The 17,207-nt window shown below is 72.8% G+C and carries 16 protein-coding genes; 5 read left to right on the forward strand and 11 right to left on the reverse strand.

Annotated features, from left to right (window positions below; all coding sequences use genetic code 11):
- Positions 1 to 98 precede the first annotated feature (98 nt).
- Positions 99 to 1,178: a succinyl-diaminopimelate desuccinylase gene (dapE, locus tag FHS38_RS09955; RefSeq protein WP_184732938.1), complete on the reverse strand. Its 1,080-nt coding sequence runs from the start codon at positions 1,176 to 1,178 to the stop codon at positions 99 to 101.
- Between the two features lie 145 nt (positions 1,179 to 1,323).
- On the opposite strand from dapE, the gene FHS38_RS09960 reads away from it, so the two are divergent.
- Positions 1,324 to 2,250: a VldE C-terminal domain-containing protein gene (locus FHS38_RS09960; RefSeq protein ID WP_184732940.1), complete on the forward strand. Its 927-nt coding sequence runs from the start codon at positions 1,324 to 1,326 to the stop codon at positions 2,248 to 2,250.
- 299 nt (positions 2,251 to 2,549) lie between these two features.
- On the forward strand, positions 2,550 to 2,930 hold the full coding sequence (locus tag FHS38_RS09965; protein ID WP_184732942.1) for an ATP-binding protein: 381 nt from the start codon (positions 2,550 to 2,552) through the stop codon (positions 2,928 to 2,930).
- A 77-nt stretch (positions 2,931 to 3,007) separates the two neighbouring features.
- Here the strand turns inward: FHS38_RS09965 and dapC are convergent, their stop codons facing one another.
- Complete coding sequence (gene dapC, locus FHS38_RS09970) at positions 3,008 to 4,105, reverse strand: succinyldiaminopimelate transaminase (protein WP_184732944.1); 1,098 nt, start codon at positions 4,103 to 4,105, stop codon at positions 3,008 to 3,010.
- Positions 4,106 to 4,223: 118 nt separating this feature from the next.
- Positions 4,224 to 4,553: a ferredoxin gene (gene fdxA, locus FHS38_RS09975; protein WP_087926433.1), complete on the reverse strand. Its 330-nt coding sequence runs from the start codon at positions 4,551 to 4,553 to the stop codon at positions 4,224 to 4,226.
- Positions 4,554 to 4,667: 114 nt separating this feature from the next.
- Between fdxA and FHS38_RS09980 the strand changes: the two genes are divergently transcribed.
- Both FHS38_RS09980 and FHS38_RS09985 read left to right on the forward strand, forming a co-directional pair.
- The gene (locus tag FHS38_RS09980) at positions 4,668 to 5,690 is read left to right on the forward strand and encodes a GNAT family N-acetyltransferase (protein WP_184732946.1); all 1,023 of its coding nucleotides are present in this window, start codon (positions 4,668 to 4,670) and stop codon (positions 5,688 to 5,690) included.
- 73 nt (positions 5,691 to 5,763) lie between these two features.
- Positions 5,764 to 6,669 (forward strand): transglutaminase-like domain-containing protein, encoded by a 906-nt coding sequence (locus FHS38_RS09985; RefSeq protein WP_184732948.1) that lies wholly within the window; start codon positions 5,764 to 5,766, stop codon positions 6,667 to 6,669.
- A gap of 18 nt (positions 6,670 to 6,687) precedes the next feature.
- Here the strand turns inward: FHS38_RS09985 and FHS38_RS09990 are convergent, their stop codons facing one another.
- From FHS38_RS09990 to FHS38_RS10025, 8 genes are all read right to left on the reverse strand, one after another.
- Positions 6,688 to 7,329, reverse strand: a complete 642-nt coding sequence (locus tag FHS38_RS09990; protein WP_268246175.1) for a response regulator transcription factor — start codon at positions 7,327 to 7,329, stop codon at positions 6,688 to 6,690.
- Between the two features lie 235 nt (positions 7,330 to 7,564).
- Positions 7,565 to 8,755: a sensor histidine kinase gene (locus tag FHS38_RS09995; protein ID WP_184732951.1), complete on the reverse strand. Its 1,191-nt coding sequence runs from the start codon at positions 8,753 to 8,755 to the stop codon at positions 7,565 to 7,567.
- A gap of 39 nt (positions 8,756 to 8,794) precedes the next feature.
- Positions 8,795 to 9,538, reverse strand: coding sequence for an ABC transporter permease (locus tag FHS38_RS10000; RefSeq protein ID WP_184732953.1), 744 nt, complete (start codon positions 9,536 to 9,538; stop codon positions 8,795 to 8,797).
- Entirely contained in the window at positions 9,535 to 10,488 is a 954-nt protein-coding gene (locus FHS38_RS10005) for an ABC transporter ATP-binding protein (RefSeq protein WP_184732955.1), read from the reverse strand. The genes FHS38_RS10000 and FHS38_RS10005 overlap by 4 nt, the downstream gene beginning before the upstream one ends.
- 145 nt (positions 10,489 to 10,633) lie before the next feature.
- Complete coding sequence (locus FHS38_RS10010) at positions 10,634 to 12,901, reverse strand: peptidoglycan binding domain-containing protein (RefSeq protein ID WP_184732957.1); 2,268 nt, start codon at positions 12,899 to 12,901, stop codon at positions 10,634 to 10,636.
- A gap of 202 nt (positions 12,902 to 13,103) precedes the next feature.
- On the reverse strand, positions 13,104 to 13,493 hold the full coding sequence (locus tag FHS38_RS10015; RefSeq protein WP_184732959.1) for a DUF6113 family protein: 390 nt from the start codon (positions 13,491 to 13,493) through the stop codon (positions 13,104 to 13,106).
- Positions 13,493 to 14,383 (reverse strand): N-acetyl-1-D-myo-inositol-2-amino-2-deoxy-alpha-D-glucopyranoside deacetylase, encoded by an 891-nt coding sequence (mshB, locus tag FHS38_RS10020; RefSeq protein WP_184732961.1) that lies wholly within the window; start codon positions 14,381 to 14,383, stop codon positions 13,493 to 13,495. Before mshB ends, FHS38_RS10015 begins: the two co-directional genes overlap by 1 nt.
- A gap of 56 nt (positions 14,384 to 14,439) precedes the next feature.
- The gene (locus FHS38_RS10025) at positions 14,440 to 14,634 is read right to left on the reverse strand and encodes a hypothetical protein (RefSeq protein WP_130879722.1); all 195 of its coding nucleotides are present in this window, start codon (positions 14,632 to 14,634) and stop codon (positions 14,440 to 14,442) included.
- 171 nt (positions 14,635 to 14,805) lie between these two features.
- Between FHS38_RS10025 and FHS38_RS10030 the strand changes: the two genes are divergently transcribed.
- A complete protein-coding gene (locus FHS38_RS10030; RefSeq protein WP_184732963.1) occupies positions 14,806 to 16,926 on the forward strand; it encodes a S9 family peptidase in 2,121 nt (706 codons plus the stop codon).
- The last annotated feature ends 281 nt before the right edge of the window (positions 16,927 to 17,207 follow it).

Below are 17,207 nucleotides of genomic sequence, written 5' to 3' on the forward strand. Positions count from 1 at the left end.
GAAAGCAGGGGAAGGATCTTCCATTCAGCCTAGGCCCCCTCACGGGGAGCGCAGCGGAATTCGAGATGCGGAGGGAGCTCCGGGGACCCGAGGGTCCGTCAGGCCGTCAGCCAGCCGCGCAGCCGCTCCGCGCAGTCGTCGACCAGGGAGGCCAGCACCCGCTCGTCGCGCTTGTGCGCGAGCAGGGGGTCCCCGGGGCCGTAGTTCACCGCGGGCACGCCGAGGGCGCTGAAGCGCGAGACGTCCGTCCAGCCGAACTTGGGCATCGCCGTCCCGCCGACGGCCTCCATGAAGGCGACGGCGGCCGGGTGGGACAGCCCGGGCAGCGCGGCGGCCGAGTGGTCGTCGACCACGAGCTCCGACACCCCGCAGTCCGCGAAGACCTCGCGGACGTGCGCGAGCGCCTCGGCCTCACTGCGGTCGGGCGCGTAACGGAAGTTGACGGTGACGGTGCAGGCGTCGGGGATGACGTTGCCCGCGACGCCGCCCTCGATGCGGACGGCGTTGAGCCCCTCCCGGTACTCCAGTCCGTCGATCACCGGGCGCCGCGGCTCGTAGGCCGCCAGCCGGGCGAGGATCGGCGCCGCCGTGTGGATGGCGTTGCTGCCCATCCAGGAGCGCGCCGAGTGGGCCCGCTCGCCCTGCGTGTGCAGCAGCACCCGCAGGGTGCCCTGGCAGCCGCCCTCGACCTGGCCGCTGGAGGGCTCCAGCAGTACGGCGAAGTCTCCGGCGAGCCAGTCGGGGTGCGCCTCGGCGACGTGGCCGAGGCCGTTGAGGTGGGCGGCGACCTCTTCGTTGTCGTAGAAGACGAAGGTCAGGTCGCGGTTCGGCTCGGGGACCGTCGCGGCGATGCGCAGCTGTACCGCGACGCCGGACTTCATGTCGCTGGTGCCGCAGCCCCACAGATAGCCGTCGTCGTCCAGCCGGGAGGGGACGTTGTCGGCGATCGGGACGGTGTCCAGGTGGCCGGCCAGCACGACGCGCTCGGCGCGGCCCAGGTTCGTACGGGCCACGACGTTGTTGCCGTACCGGTCGACCGTGAGGTGGGGCAGGGTCCGCAGCGCTTGTTCGACGGCGTCCGCGAGGGCTTTCTCGTCACCGCTCACCGACGGGAAGTCGACGAGCCGCGCCGTCAGGGCGCTCGCGTCGAGGGACAGGTCAAGTGCGGCATGGTCCATGCCGCGACTCTAACTCTCGCGGTCGTGTTCGAGGAGGCCCGGGGCGATTTCGGGCACTTCGGGAAAGGGACCCGAAAGGCCTGGGACCGGGAAAGGCGCGGTCCGGCTCAATCGATTCTTATGTCTCTCCAGTAACGTGGCCCGCATGTCCCGGATCTCCCTCGCCCGCCGTGGCCGACTGCTGCGTACCGTGGCCGCCTGTGCCGTGCTGCTGGCGTTGATCGGGTATCTGGTGGCGCATTTCGTGACGGGTGGGCCGGGTGCGCCCCGATGTGTCGTCCGGGATCACGGCGAGGAGTATGCGCTCGACCCCGAACAAGCCGTGAACGCCGCGACGATCTCGGCCGTGGGCACCTCCCGCGTACTGCCGGAGCGGGCGGTGACGATCGCGCTGGCGACGGCCATGCAGGAGTCGGGGCTGCGCAACATCCACCACGGCGACCGTGATTCGCTGGGTCTGTTCCAGCAGCGGCCCACGCAGGGCTGGGGCACCGCGCGGCAGATCACCGATCCGGTGTACGCGTCGGGGAAGTTCTACGCCCATCTGGTCGAGGTGCCGGGTTACTCCCGGCTGCCGCTCACGGTGGCCGCGCAGAAGGTGCAGCGCAGCGGGTTCCCGCAGGCGTACGCCAAGCACGAGCCGCGCGCGGCGCTGCTCGCCTCGGCGCTCACCGGCCGCACCGCCGGTGCGTTCAGCTGCACGAGGAGCCCGAGCGACGGGAAGCCGGGCGACCCGTCGGCGGTACAGGCGAAGCTGACGCGTGAGTTCGGCGCGTTGGTGCGCCCGGTCGTGGGCGCCGGGGGCGGCGGCGCCAAGGGTGCCACGGGCGCCCGCATGGTGACGGTCCCGCTACGGGCGGCGACGACGGAGGACGATCTGCCGCGGCGCGGCTGGGCATTGGCGTCATGGGCGGTGGCGCACGCGGCCGAACTGCGCATCGAGCGCGTCTCCTTCGACGGCCGGGTGTGGACGGCCGAGGATTCCGCCGCGGGCTGGCGGAAGAGCACGGGGCACGCCGGGGAATCCGGTGCGGACACGACTCCCACCGTCCGGATCACCACCGATCAGTAGTGCGATCACACCCTCTTCCGGGGGGTGCCCGACGTACGTGAATGCCGTGGTCACCACATGTGTGGGACAGGCACGGGTTTTACCCGAATCCCTTGTGACTAAAGGCTTGTAAGCCTTCCGCACCTCACCGTCGGCCGTCACGTTTGCCCGGGTTTTCACGGAGCTGATAATGCGACGCATTACGAACTCTTTACCCTGGGGCACCGCAACCTTCAAGGGATTCGCGCGGTAGTCACTGCGTCCGCTCGCCAGCCAGCAAGCCGGACAGCAAACCTCCTCCACTCCGTCAAAGGAGCAACATGTCCCTCCCCCTCACGCGTCGGATCGCCCAGGCTGCACTCCTCGTCGCAGCGGGTGCCGCCGGCGCCGTCGGCGCGGCCGGCGTCGCCAGCGCCGCGGACGTGACCCAGGCCCCCCTGAGCAGCCTGGACACCGCGAACCTGACCAACAACGTGAGCGCGGTCACCGACCAGGCCGGTGGCACGGCCACCAACCTCAGTGGCAAGGCCGTCGAGGGCGTACCCGCCGCCACCAAGACCGTCGGCAAGGTCGGCAAGGAGGCCACCCCGGTCGTCCAGAAGGCCGCGGGCCAGGTCGGCTCCTCCGCCGGCAAGGTCGTGGGCGAGACCGCCAACACCGCGACCAAGGGCGGGCTGCCCAGCACCCCGCTCGGCGGCTGATCCAGCAGCGCGCCGCACACGCGAGAAGGGCCCGGGAGGCGACTCCCGGGCCCTTCTCCGTGTCCGCGTGCGCGCGTCTAGTCGGCCAGCCGGCGGACCGCCGCCGCGACCCGCTCGTCGGTCGCGGTGAACGCGATCCGCACGAAGCGCTCGCCCGCCGTTCCGTAGAAGTCCCCGGGCGCGACGAGGATGCCGCGCTCGGAGAGCTCGCCGACGGTGTCCCAGCACGGCTCGTCGCGCGTGGCCCACAGATACAGCGACGCCTCGCTGTGCTCGATCCGGAAGCCCGCGGCCTCGAAGGCCGTGCGCAGCGCGGCCCGGCGGCGGGCGTAGCGCTCGCGCTGCTCGGCGACGTGCGCGGTGTCGCCGAGGGCCGCGACGGTGGCGGCCTGGACCGGGGCGGCGACCATCATGCCGCCGTGCTTGCGGATCTGGAGCAGCTCGCCGAGGACGGCGGCGTCACCGGCGAGGAACGCCGCGCGGTAGCCCGCCAGGTTCGAGCGCTTGGAGAGGGAGTGAACGGCGACGATGCCCTCGTAGGAGCCACCGCAGATGTCCGGGTGCAGGACGGAGACCGGGTCGGCCTCCCAGCCCAGCTCCAGGTAGCACTCGTCGCTGAAGAGCAGCACGCCGTGCTCGCGCGCCCAGGCGACCGTGTCCCGCAGCTCGTCCGCCGACAGGACGCGGCCCGTCGGGTTGGACGGGGAGTTGAGCCAGAGCAGCTTGAGACCGGTGGGGTCCAGCTCCGTCGGGTCGTCGTAGACGACCGGCTCGGCGCCCGCGAGCCGCGCCCCGACCTCGTACGTCGGGTAGGCGAGCCGCGGATAGGCGACCTTGTCGCCGGTGGTGAAGCCGAGCTGGGTCGGCAGCCAGGCCACCAGCTCCTTGGAGCCCACGACGGGCAGCACATTGGTGTCGGCCAGCCCCTTGGCGCCCAGGCGGCTCTCCGCCCAGCCGGTCAGGGCCGCGCGCAGCGCGGGCGTGCCCCACACGGTGGGATAGCCGGGGCTGTCCGCCGCGCCGGTCAGCGCCCGCTGGATCAGGTCGGGGACGGGGTCGACGGGGGTGCCCACCGACAGGTCCACGATGCCGTCCGGGTGGGCCGCGGCGGTGGCCTTGTAGGGCTCGAGCCGGTCCCAGGGGAAGGCGGGGAGGCGGGAGGAGACTGCGCCCACGATTCTCTCTCTTACGTCGGTCCGAAGTCGGTCTTGTGTCGGCGGTCCGCCGCGGAAAAGCCGCGGCCCCGTACGGCGGAAGTGCCGTACGGGGCCGCGGCAGCGCTGCGCGGGGCGATCAGTGCTCGCCCTCGGCCTGCGGCGGCAGCGCCGCGATGAAGGGGTGGTCACGCTCGATCAGACCGAGCTTGGAGGCACCACCGGGCGAACCGAGCTCGTCGAAGAACTCGACGTTCGCCTTGTAGTAGTCCTTCCACTCCTCAGGAGTGTCGTCCTCGTAGAAGATCGCTTCCACGGGGCATACCGGCTCACAGGCACCACAGTCGACGCATTCGTCCGGGTGGATGTACAAGGACCGGGAGCCCTCATAGATGCAGTCGACGGGGCACTCCTCGATGCACGCCTTGTCCTTCACGTCGACACAAGGCTGCGCGATGACGTAGGTCACGCTGTCGTTCCTCCTCGGTAGGGCTCATCTCGCGCGGGAGCGCGGCGTCGTCGATGCCCACACCTAGTATCTCCGTTTCCGGGCACATGACGAACAGGAGGGGTGGGGAGAGCTGTGGAATTCACCACGGGCGGACGACTGGAAGTCCGGATCAATACTGCTGATGTAGGAAAAAGGGTATCTGTACGTCTCCTGAACGACCGCGAGCGTTCACCGGAGCGCTTCACCGACGCGGTGGGGGTGCTCTCGTCCTGGGACCACGGTGTGCTGCGGATCACACGCCGGAACGGGGAAACGGTCGAGGTCGAGGAGTCGGCGCTCGTCGCGGGGAAGGTCGTGCCGGACGCCCCCGCGCGGCGGCGCGGCCCGGCCACGAGCACGCGCGAGCTCCAGGAGGTCGCGGCGCGCGGCTGGCCCGCGCGGGAGACCGGGCGGCTGGGCGACTGGACCCTGCGGGCGGCGGGCGGCTTCACCGCCCGGGCCAACTCGGCGCTGCCCCTCGGCGATTGCGGGCTGCCGCTGCCGACCGCCCTGGACCGGGTCACCGCGTGGTACGCCGAGCGCTCGCTGCCCGCATTGGTGCAGGTCACCACCGGTGACGCGGCGGCGGACGCATCGCTCGACGCCGAGCTCGCCGGCCGCGGCTGGACGGCCGAGCGACACGCGGTGATGCGTACGGCCGCGCTGGCGCCGATCGCCGACCGGGCGCCCCACGCGGCCACGGACGAGGTCCTGCTCTCCCGCGAGCCCTCCGAGGAGTGGCGCGGCGCGTACGGGCGGGTCGCGACGGCCCCCGACAGCGCCGAGGACGCGCTGGCGGTACTGACCGGCGGGCCGTCGGTCTGGTTCGCGACCGTGCCGGGCGGGCCGGGCGAGCACGGTCCGGCGGCGATCGGCCGCTGTGTGGTGGACGGCCGGTGGGCGGGGTTCGCCGCACTGGAGGTCGGCCCCGCCCACCGCCGCCGGGGGCTGGGCACCCTGGTGATGGCACGGCTGGCCGCGCGGGCCCTCGACGAGGGCGCCTCGGCCGCGTATCTCCAGGTCGAGACGGGCAATGGCGCCGCTCACGGCCTCTACGACGACCTCGGCTTCACCACGCACCACACCTACCACTACCGCCGCGAGCCACAGCGGTAGGAACGGGCGCGGCCGCATCATGGAAACCGGCGATGGGCTTCCGTCCACCGCCCCGAGCGGGTACGAGGCACGTATGCACGACACGACTGGCCGACGACAGCGGTTCACGGAGGCGGCCCGGGAGGTGCGCCCGGACCTCGCCCTGCTCTGCCTGCTGGTCGCGGCCGAAGCGCACGCCGGGCCCGGACCGGGGACGAAGACCCCGCCGGAAGAGGCCCCGCCGGAGGAAGCCCCGCCGGAGGAGGTCCCACCGGAGGAGGCCCGGATCGACGCCGCGCAGATAGAGCTGGACCGGCTCGCCGGCCTGCTGCCGGCGCTCGGCCGCCAGGCCGGGCCGAGGCGGTGGGCGGAGGCGCTCGCGCAGCTGCTCGGCGAGCGCTGCGGCTTCCACGGCTCCCCCGCGGACTACCGCAGGCTGGAGTCCTCGCTGCTCGACGAGGTGCTGCTGCGCCGCCGCGGCCTGCCGATCCTGCTGTCCGTGGTGTGGCTGGAGGTGGCGCGGCGGGCGGGCGCGCCCGTGTACGGGGTGGCGCTGCCCGGCCACTTCGTCGTCGGCTTCGGCGATCCGTACGGGGAGAAGGTGCTGGTCGACCCCTTCGACGGCGGCCGGCCGCTGTCCGACGAGGACGCCGGGCTGCTGGTCGCGGGCGCGACCGGGGCCCCGTTGTCCCCGTCGATGTTCGCCCCCGCGGAGCCGCTGGACATCGTGCTGCGGGTGCTGAACAACATCCGCGCCTGGGCGGCCGCCCGGCCCGAGCGCAGCGACGTCCAGCTGTGGGCCCTCGAACTCTCCCTGCTGCTCCCCCGGCACCCGGCCCGGCTGCGCTACGAGCGCGCCGAGCTGCTCGTGGAGCGCGGGGACTTCGTGCGCGGCGCGCGGGAGCTGGAGGAGTACGCCGAGGTGATCGCGGCGGTGGAGCCGGGCACGGCCAAGACCGTGCTCGGGCAGGCGCGCGCGGCGCGGGCGATGCTCAACTGAGAGCCGGGCGGGCCGAGGTCAGAGCCAGCCCTTGTCCCGGGCGATCCGGACGGCCTCCGCGCGGTTGCGGGCACCTGTCTTCTGGATCGCCGTGGAGAGGTAGTTGCGGACCGTGCCCTGCGAGAGGTGCAGGCCCGCGGCCAGTTCGGCGTTGGTCGAGCCGTCGGCGGAGGCGTGCAGGACGGCCCGCTCGCGGTCGGTCAGCGGATTCGCGCCCTCCGCGAGCGCGGCCGCCGCGAGCGTCGGGTCGATGACCCGCTCCCCGCGCAGCACCCGCCGCACGGCGTCCGCGAGCTGGGCGGCGGGCGCGTCCTTGACCAGGAAGGCGTCGGCCCCGGCCTCCATCGCCCGGCGCAGATACCCGGGCCGCCCGAACGTCGTGAGGATCACGATCTTCAGGCCGGGCAGCGCGCGGCGCAGCAGTGCCGCCGCCTCCAGCCCGGTCATGCCCGGCATCTCGATGTCGAGGAGCGCCACGTCGACCGCCGTGCCCCGGGCCGCCGCCAGTACCTCGTCGCCCCGGGCCACCTGGGTGACGACCTCGATGTCCCCCTCCAGCCCGAGCAGCGCGGCGAGTGCCTCGCGGACCATGGACTGGTCCTCGGCGAGGAGGACGCGGACGGGACGGTCGCCGTCGGGGCGCACGGGAAGATCGTTCACAGCGACAGGTTAGGCCGTTCGCCGGGGTCCGTGACCGGGGCCCAGGGCCCGTCCGGTGGATCTTCGTGGATGAGCGAGCGGCATGGGGGCACCTCCCCAGCGGTAGCTGGGGGAGCGTGCGATCGCACGGCGGAGGACCGCCCTCGTACCGGGCGTACTCGGGCGGCTTTTCCACGCAGCGAGCGCGTGCCGGGATCCGGACGTCGCGAGCCCGCGAAGATCCATCGGGCAGGCCCTAGGGGAGCGCCTCGGCGGGCTCGGGCGCCGGACGGCGCGCGAGGGGTACGCACGCGCGCAGCCGGAAGCCGCCCCGGGGCCCGCGCCCGGTCTCCAGCCTGCCGCCCGCGAGGGCCAGCCGCTCGGCCAGGCCCGTCAGGCCGTTGCCGTGCGGCCGGGCGGGCCCGTGGCCGTTGTCGGTGACGGTCAGGCACAGCTCGTCCCCCTGCTCCCCGAGCGTCACCTCGCAGCGGCTCGCCCCGCTGTGCCGCACCACGTTGGTCACGGCCTCGCGCAGCGCCCACGCCAGCGCGCCCTCCTCCTCCGGCGGCAGATCGGCGTGGCCGATCGCGCCGTCGACGGCGGCGGCGACGCCCGCGGCGGCGAGGGCGGTGCGGGCGCCCGCGATCTCGGAGTCCAGCGTCGGACGGCGGAAACCGCTCACGGCCTCCCGCACGTCCACGAGCGCCTGCCTGCTGACCCGCTCGATGTCCGCGACCTGCTGGGCGGCCTGTTCGGGCTTGTCGGGCAGCATCCGGCCGGCCAGCTCACTCTTGAGAGTGATCAAGGACAGCGAGTGCCCCAGCAGGTCGTGCAGGTCGCGGGCGAGCCGCAGCCGCTCCTCGTTGGCCGCGAGATGGGCGACGGTGGCGCGTGCCTCGCGCAGCTCGCGCATGGTGCGCCCCATCTGGACGATGCCCATCATCGCCGCGCCGCCCAGCAACGTCGGCAGCACCAGCGTCAGCTGTCGCGTGGTGTCCGCCCCGTCCACCAGACCGACCACCACCTCGGAGACGGCGACGAACGGAATGACCCGCAGCGCCCACTTCATCGGCAGCATGACGCCGGCCGAGATGGCGACGTACACCAGCAGCACCAGCCACACCGAGCCGAGCGCCAGCGCCAGCACCACGGCCAGCACGTACAGCCCGGCGAGGGTGGTGAGCTGACGGCGGGAGAGACGGCCCCGGGGGCGCCGGCCGAGGACCATGAAGAGGTAGACGACGACGAAGACGGTCAGCCCCGCCCAGCCGAGCACCGTGGCGGGGACCGTGTGGTGGCCTTCGGTCAGGTCCCCCACCACGGTCGCCATGTACAGCATGTAGAGAAGGGTCCAGCAGCCCTTGGCCAGCATCTGCCGCCAGTCCTCGGGCGCCTCGCCGATCCGGATGAATCCCCTGTCCACGGCGTGGTCCTCGCGCTCCGTCATGCCCGTAGTTTCTCCCGTCGGCGGGTGCCGCCCGTCCCCTCAGGCCTTGTGGGTGTCCTTGCGGTACAGCCACGTGGCCGCGCCGGTGAACAGCGCCAGGTAGCCGACCAGGATGGCGACGTCCTTGAGGTGCGGCGCGCCGCCCAGTTCGATGGCCTGGCCGAGGGCGGCGTAGGCGTGGGTGGGCATCCACTCGGCGATGTCCTGCAGCCACTGGGGGAACGTGGCGGTCGGCATCCACAGGCCGCCCAGCATCGACAGTCCGAAGTAGATGATCATCGTGATGGGCCGGACGGCGTCCCCCGTGGCGAGGTAGCCCACCGCGACGCCGAGGGCGGCGAAGACGATGCTGCCCGCCCAGATCGCGCCCGTCAGCGCGAACCACTGCCAGGCCGCTTCCATCCGGACGTCCTTGACGGCCGCGGCGATGACGAAGACGAAGACGATCGACGGCAGCGACACCACGGCGGCCGAGGCGATCTTCGCCAGGACGTAGCCGCGGCCCGGCAGGGCGGTGAGCCGCAGCTGGCGCACCCAGCCCTTCTCCCGCTCCTTGGCGATCTTCTCGCTGTTGCCGACGAGGACGGCGGTGATGGCGCCGAAGGAGGCCATGGAGACCATCATCAGCAGCGGCAGCGTCAGCTTGCTGTCGCCGACGACCTCGGTGCTGCTCGCACCGCCCGCGATCAGCAGGTAGAGCCCGGCGGGGTAGATCACCGAGAAGAACATGAACTTCTTGTTGCGCAGCGTGCGCGAGATTTCGAGCTTGATCAGGGTGTTCATGCTGCCGCCTCCTCGGCGGTCGCGGCGTCGGTGATGGCGATGAAGGCCTGCTCCAGGCCGAGACCCGCGACCTCGAGGTTGCGGGGGAAGAGGCCGAGCCCGTACACCGCGTGCACGGTCGCGTCGGCGTCGTGCGACTGGATGCGGACCGTGCGGCCCGATATCTCCAGGCTCGACAGGAACGGCAGCTCGCGCAGCGTGGCCTCGGAGATGTGCCCCTCGAGGTCGAAGACGATCCGCCGGGCCCCAGCCTTCGCCTTGATCTCGGCCGCCGAGCCGTCCGCCAGCACCCGGCCGCGGTGCAGCACGACGACGCGGTCGGCGATGGCGTCGGCCTCCTCCAGATAGTGCGTGGCGAACAGCACCGCGCGGCCCTGGCGCGCCTGCTCGCGCATCACGCTCCAGAACGCCTGGCGGGAGGTGACGTCCATGCCGGTCGTCGGCTCGTCCAGCACGATGAGGTCGCTGGCGCCCGCGGTCGCCATCGCGAACCGCACCCGCTGCTCCTGACCGCCGGACAGCTTGTTGACCATGCGGTCGGCGATCTCGGTGATGCCCGCGTGCTCCATCACCTGCTCGACGGGGTGCGCCTGCGGATGCAGATCGCACGCGAGCCGCACCAGCTGACGGACCTTCACGTCCTCCATGAGGCCGCCGGTCTGGAGCATCGCGCCGACCTTGCCACGCGCGATGGCCTGCTGCGGGGTGGTGCCGAACAGCTCGACACGGCCCGCGTCGGGGTTGCGCAGCCCCAGGAGCAGATCGAGGGTGGACGACTTGCCGGCACCGTTGGGGCCGAGCAGGGCGACGGTCTCGCCCGGGTAGAGCTGAAGGTCCAGATCGGCGACCGCGCGCACGTCGCCGTAACTCTTGCTGACGTTCTCAAAACTGACCACGGGAGCGCCGGTGCGGCGCCCGTCCCCCGTGAACGTGTTGCCTGTAGTGGTCATGACGGTAATCCTCGCTGGCCGGGCCGGGCCGGCGGCAGTGTCAGCCGTCGTGAACCTCGGATGACAGATGTCATGGGTCCGGCCGGACGCGCGGGAGCCCCCGCGCCGGATGCGGCGCGGGGGCTCCTACGGGATCTGCTCGCGATCAGCTCGGGTTGAGCGGGATCACGCCGATGCGCTCGGCGGGCGTCTTGCCCACCAGCGCCTTGCGGAGGGCGCCGACCACGTCCTGGGGGGTGACGGCGGTCTTCGTGCCGTTGCCCCGCTGGATGAGGACGCCGTTGAAGCGGCTGCCGTACAGCTCCTTCAGCGCCTCCAGGTTGTAGCTCTCGACGAGCTTCCCGTCGACCTCCTTGACCGAAAGGATCTTCGGCAGCGAGAGGTCCGGACCGAACTGGATCCGGTGCGCCGCGTCCGTCTGGACCGTGACCAGGCCGGACATCGCGGGCTTCGCGAAGCTCGCCATCACCCGGTCGACCTCGGCATTGCCGATCTTGGGCGTCTGGGGTGCGCTCGGCAGCTCGACGGTCTTGCTCGCGCCGCCGGCCGCGCGCTCGCGGTAGGCGTCCGAGACGGCCTTGACCGCCTTGGCGTTGTCCAGGCCCTGGTACGGCTTGCCGTAGACGGGGACGGCCTTGCCCGGCTCGAACTTGATCGTGCCGTCCTTGGCCGCGCCGCTCTCGCCGGCCAGCGTCTTGAGCGCGGCGGCGACCTTCTCCTCGTCCACGTTCAGCGTGGGCTCGGCCTTGCGGGTGCCGCCGACCAGCGATCCGAGGACGGTGACCGGGTTGTAGTCCCGGCCGGCCGCGGCCCGCACCGTGGCCTGGGTGTCGATGGACAGGCCCGCCACGGACGGCTTGAGCTGCGCCTCCTTGCCCGCGATGGACACCGTCAGGGGCGCGGTCGCACGCTCACCGAGGGCGGAGTCGAGCTTCTTGACCGCCGCCTCCTTCGAGGTGCCGCCGATGTCCACGCCGAGCACGGTGGTGCCGTTCGGCACGTCCGCGTGGTCGAGCAGCAGCCCGGCGCCGTACGCGACACCGACCAGCGCGACCAGACCGCCGCCCAGCAGGACCAGCTTCGAGCGGCCCTTCTTCTTGGGGGCGCTCTTCGCCGCCGCCTTGGGCGCGCTCTTGGCCGCGGGCACGGCCGGCTTCGGCGCCGGAACGCCCGACTTGGGCTTCGGCACCGCCACGCGGGGCGCGCCGCTGTCGACGGGCTTGGGTACCGAACCGCCGGGCGAAACCGGGGGCACGCCGCTCACCAGCGTCTCGCCGGGCATCTGACCGACGGGAGGCGTGGGCGCGGGCACCTTGGACTTGCGCTTCTTGGACTGCTTGGCCGGCGCCGCCTGCTGGGCCTGCTGGCCCGGCTGCTTGGCCTGCGGCGGCCGCGGGGCACCACCGACGGGGGGCGGCGTCTGTATGGCCGGGAAGCCCTCGCGGGGAGTGTCCGTACGCCCCGGCGCGAACGCACCCGCGGCCGCGCTCCCCTGGGGGTACACGAACGGGTCGTCGAGGCTCGGCGCCTGGAACTGCTGGGTGGTCTCGGGTTCGGCCCACGGCGGAGCGCCGGCGGAATTCTGCCCGGGCACGGTCGGCTGCGCCATGGCACCCGTGACGGAGGACTCGCCGGGCCACGGCGCGGCGTTCTGCCGGTCCTGCCAGGGGGCGCCCCCGGCCGGGGCGGCGGGGCCCGAGGTGTCGCGGACCCACGGCGCACCACCCGACGCGGCGGGGGCTGCGGGGGCTGCGCCCTGCCACGGCACCGAGCCCGTCGTGGAGCCCTGGGCCGGGGCGGGCGGCTGCGCGGAGGCGTCGCCCGGGGTGTCGCGGACCCACGGCGCGCCACCGGAGGCGGCGGGCGGCTGCGGGGTCACCGGCGGCGGGGCGCTCTGGCCCACCTGGCGGCGGGGCAGGCCCGGCGCGGGAGCCGCGGCGGGGGCGGCCGGGCCCGACTTGCGCGGCGCGAACCAGTCGCTGGCCTTCTCGCCCTTCCCGTCCCCGCGGTCCGCCTCCGGCGCGGCCGCCGGCTTGGCGGACGGCTCCGGGCGGCGGGGCAGGCTGGGCTTGGCCCTGGCGGACTCGGCCGCCCGGTCGGGGCCGGCCGAAGGCGTGCCGGGACGGGCGGCGGGGTCCGGGGCGGCGGATGCCTTCCCGGCCGTGCCGTCCTCGACGGGGGTCCGCATGATGACCGGCGGAATGGGTCGCGAGCCCGGGATGTTGATGCGGATCCGCGTCGTCATCGTGGTCTCGGTCTTGGGCTCTTCCGGCGTGGGCGGCCCGGCGGGCTCGTCTCCGCCGGGGGCGCCGGGCGGCACGTCGCGGGTGCCGTAGGGCGGGGTGCCCGACGGGTACGCGGCGCCACCGCGCCCCTGGGGCCCAGAGGACGAAGTGTCAGATTCACGGCTCAAAGCAGGTTCTCCCGGTTACTCTCCGCCGCCCTCGATGACCTCGCTCGGGGTCGCCCATGCCGAAGGCCAGGGGTAGCTCGGCGGCGCGCACCACCATACTGGGCACCACCGGCACGCACTTGACGACCGTCGGATCACCGCGGCGGGCGGGAGCGCGGTGCGCGCCTTCGTGCCTCGGACGCGTCAGGCAGAAATCGTCACGTCACTTCCCAAGTCGGACCGAAGGCCCGCCCGGTTGCGACAGTTTAGGGACCGTGGCGCAGATCACAGCGACGATCATTCCGCCCAGCAGAAAGGCGTACGAGCCGAGTCCGGCCCCGAAGAGGAAGTCCCCCTCCGGGCGGCTCGCCGTCAGCATCAGCACGGCGATCAGCCAACCGATCCCGGGTGCCACACCGCCGGATCTGCTGCCGGTGGCCGTCACTCCGCCGTAGCAGAGCGCGGCGATGCCGAGCAGAGCGAGCAGCAACCCGCCGGGGAACCAGCCGCCTTGCACCAGCGACCCGGCGATGCCGACCAGGGCCCCTAGCACGGCAAGTCCGGCGAACGCCGCGATCCGGCCGAAACCGAGCTGTGGAGTGAGGCCCTTCATCAGGCCACCCCCGCGAAGAGGTCGTCCTCGCGGTCGGCCGCGGCGCGGCCGCGGACGAGCCGGTAGAACTCGTCGCCGAGCAGCGGCTGCCCGAGGTCGTTGGAGAGCGCGAAGAAGGGGCCGTCCACGGCGATCTGTGTGGCGTGGGCCCGCATCGCGCTCGCCTTCGCCGAGGCGTAGGGAGAGCTGTCGACCGCGGCCGTCACCTCGGCGTCGGGCACGACGCCCGGCACGTCGGCGGGGGAGGCGATGCCCGGGAAGGGCATGTCCTTGCCCTGCTCGCGCAGCCGCGCGAAGCCCTGCTCGACGACCGAGAGCGGGACGCAGTTCCAGTAGACCTTGGGGACGGTGTGCGGATCGCCGAGGTCGCGGCGGAAGGCCGGCTCCGCCGCCAGGTCCACGGCGCGCATCGCGACGCGGTGTGCCTGGATGTGGTCGGGGTGGCCGTAGCCGCCGTTCGGGTCGTAGGTCACGAGCACCTGGGGCCGGACCTCGCGGATCACCTCGACGAGGTGCGCGGCGGCCTCGTCCACCTCGGCCCGCCAGAAGCAGCCGGGGCGGTCGTTCTGCGGGGCGCCCATCATGCCCGAGTCTCTGTAACGCCCGGGGCCGCCGAGGAAGCGGTGGTCGGTGACGCCCAGCTCCTTCATCGCGGCGGCGAGTTCGGCGACGCGGTACGGGCCGAGGGTGTCGTCGCGATCGGCGGCGAGGTGCGCCAGGTCGGGCGGGATCACCTCGCCCTCTTCGCCGAGGGTGCACGTCACGAGCGTGACGTGGGCGCCCTCGGCGGCGTACTTGGCCATGGTCGCGCCGTTGTTGATCGACTCGTCGTCCGGGTGCGCGTGCACCAGGAGCAGCCGGCGGCCTGGCAACAAGGAGCTGTCGGTCATGGGACCAGCCTACGAGCCCGGCGGCGCGTGCGGGGCGCCGCCCGGACACCGAACGGTCAGAACTTGATGTTGCTGATCATCCCGGTCACGCTCGTGGTCAGGCTGTGCAGCGTCGGGGCCACCGACGAACTCGCGAGGTAGAACCCCAACAGCACACAGACCGCGGCGTGACCCGCCTTCAGTCCGGACTTCCGGACCAGCAGGAAGACGATGATCGCCAGCAGCACCACCGCCGAAATCGAGAGTGCCACAGCGGTTCACCTCCAGTACGCGCGGTCGGATGGATCACATACAGATGCCTCAGAAGCCATACCCACTATGCGCGAGTGATCATAACTTTCCGTACGTGCCAAGACTCGGTGCACAGGAGCAAAAGTGGGGCGCACGGCGAGATCTCGCCGCCCCCGCCGTAGGCTCCCCGCATGACCGGACAACTCTCGTTTCCTCGTCAACACGCCCGTACCCAGCGCTTCTCCCTCGGCGCGCCGCGCGCGTTCACGGTGTCGCCCGACGGCTCGCGCGTCGTCTTCCTTCGCTCCCGTTCCGGCACCGATCGGGCGAACGTCCTGTGGGTGCTCGACCTCGACGCGGGCCGGGAGTACCCGGCCGCGGATCCGATGATCCTGCTGGGCGGCGCCGACGAGGAGCTGTCCGCCGAGGAGCGGGCGCGCCGCGAACGCAGCCGTGAGGGGTCGGCCGGCGTCGTGGGTTACGCGGTGGACAACGCGGTGGAGTTGGCGGCGTTCGCCCTGTCCGGGCGGCTCTTCGTCGCCGAACTGCGCGGCGGCACGGCCCGCGAGCTGACCGTGCCGGGCCCGGTCGTCGACCCCCGCCCCTCCCCCGACGGCCGCCGGGTCGCGTATGTCACGGGCGGCACCCTGCGCGTGGTGGAGGCGGACGGCAGCGCCGACCGCGCCGTGGCCGAGCCGGAGAACGACACCACCACGTGGGGGCTCGCGGAGTTCATCGCCGCCGAGGAGATGGACCGCTCGCGCGGCTTCTGGTGGTCGCCGGACGGCACCGCCCTGCTGGCCGCCCGCGCCGACGACGCGCCCGTCGACCGCTGGTGGATCGCCGACCCGGCCAACCCCGGCCGGGAGCCCGCCGAGGTCGCCTACCCTGCGGCGGGCACGGCCAACGCGTCGGTGTCGCTGTCCCTGCTGCGCCTGGACGGCTCCCGGACGGACGTCCTCTGGGACCGTGAGCAGCACCCCTATCTGGCGCGCGTCCACTGGTCGGCGGACGGTGCCCCGCTGCTGCTGGTCCAGTCACGCGACCAGCGTTCCCAGGTTTATCTGACCGTGGACACCGTTTCGGGTGCCACGCGGGTGCTGCATGTTGACGAGGACGCAATCTGGCTTGATCTTTTCGCTGGTGTGCCCGCATGGTCGCCGCAGGGTGATCTCGTACGGATCGCCGAGGAAGACGGCGCCCGTGTGCTCGTCGTCGGCGACCGCGCCCTGACCGGCCCCGGGACGCACGTACGGGCCGTGCTCGACGTGGGCGACGACGACGTGCTGGTCTCGGCGTCCGCGGGGCCCGGGGCGGCCGATCCCGAGACCGGCCAGGCACATGTGTACCGCGTCGACGAGCGGGGCGCGGAGCGCCTTTCGGAGGGCGAGGGCTGGCACTCGGCGGTGCGTTCGGGCGCGGTCACCGTACTGGTGTCGGCGTCGCTCGGCCGCGCCGGCTCCGAGGCCCGGGTGCTGCGGGACGGCAAGCAGATCGCCGTCGTGACCTCGTACGCGCAGGAGCCGGTGCTGACCGCCCGCGTCGCGCTCACCGAGGCGGGCGAGCGGCGCATCCCGTGCGCCGTCCTGCTGCCGACCGGCTACACGGAGGGCGACGGCCCGCTGCCGGTCCTGATGGACCCCTACGGCGGTCCGCACGGGCAGCGGGTGGTCGCCGCGCACAACGCCCATCTGACCTCGCAGTGGTTCGCCGACCAGGGCTTCGCCGTGATCGTCGCCGACGGGCGGGGCACCCCGCACCGCTCCCCCGCCTGGGAGAAGTCCATCCGCGACGACTTCGCGGGGGCCACCCTGGACGACCAGGTCGAGGCCGTACGGGCGCTGGCCGGGGAATACCCGCTGGATCTGACCCGGGTGGGCATCCGCGGCTGGTCGTACGGCGGTTATCTCGCGGCGCTCGCCGTGCTGCGCCGCCCGGACGTCTTCCACGCGGGCATCGCGGGCGCGCCCGTCACCGACTGGCGGCTGTACGACACGCACTACACCGAGCGCTACCTCGGCCACCCCGACGAGCAGCCGGCGGTGTACGCCCGCAATTCCCTGGTCACGGACGAGGGCCTGTCCGAGCCCGCGGAGCAGACCCGCCCGCTGATGATCGTCCACGGTCTGGCGGACGACAACGTCGTCGCCGCGCACACCCTGCGGCTCTCCTCGGCGCTGCTGGCGGCGGGCCGCCCGCACGAGGTGCTGCCGCTGTCGGGGGTCACCCACATGACGCCGCAGGAGCAGGTCGCGGAGAACCTGCTGCTGCTCCAGGTCGACTTCCTCAAGCGCTCCTTGGGCGTCGCCTGACCCACGTCGGACGGCGAGCGCCCTGCGGGCGCGTCCTCAGGCGCCGGACGGGCTGGTTTCGGCTGAGCTCAGCCCAAATCAAGCCCGTTCGGCCATTGAGGACACTGCCGCGCAGCGGTGGTGCACACGCCACGGCCCGCAGGGCAGATGCGGAAGGACGCCAGGCATTTCGCCCAGGCCCCCTTGACCGCGCCGTGAGTCCATTGCCACAGTCCGCTCAACCCACCGCGTGCGCGCCCTTTGCGCCGGGTTGACGAGACGACAGTGCGGGGGATCCACGC

Origin of the sequence: Streptomyces netropsis, from assembly GCF_014203545.1 — a bacterium.
GTDB lineage: Bacteria > Actinomycetota > Actinomycetes > Streptomycetales > Streptomycetaceae > Streptomyces > Streptomyces netropsis.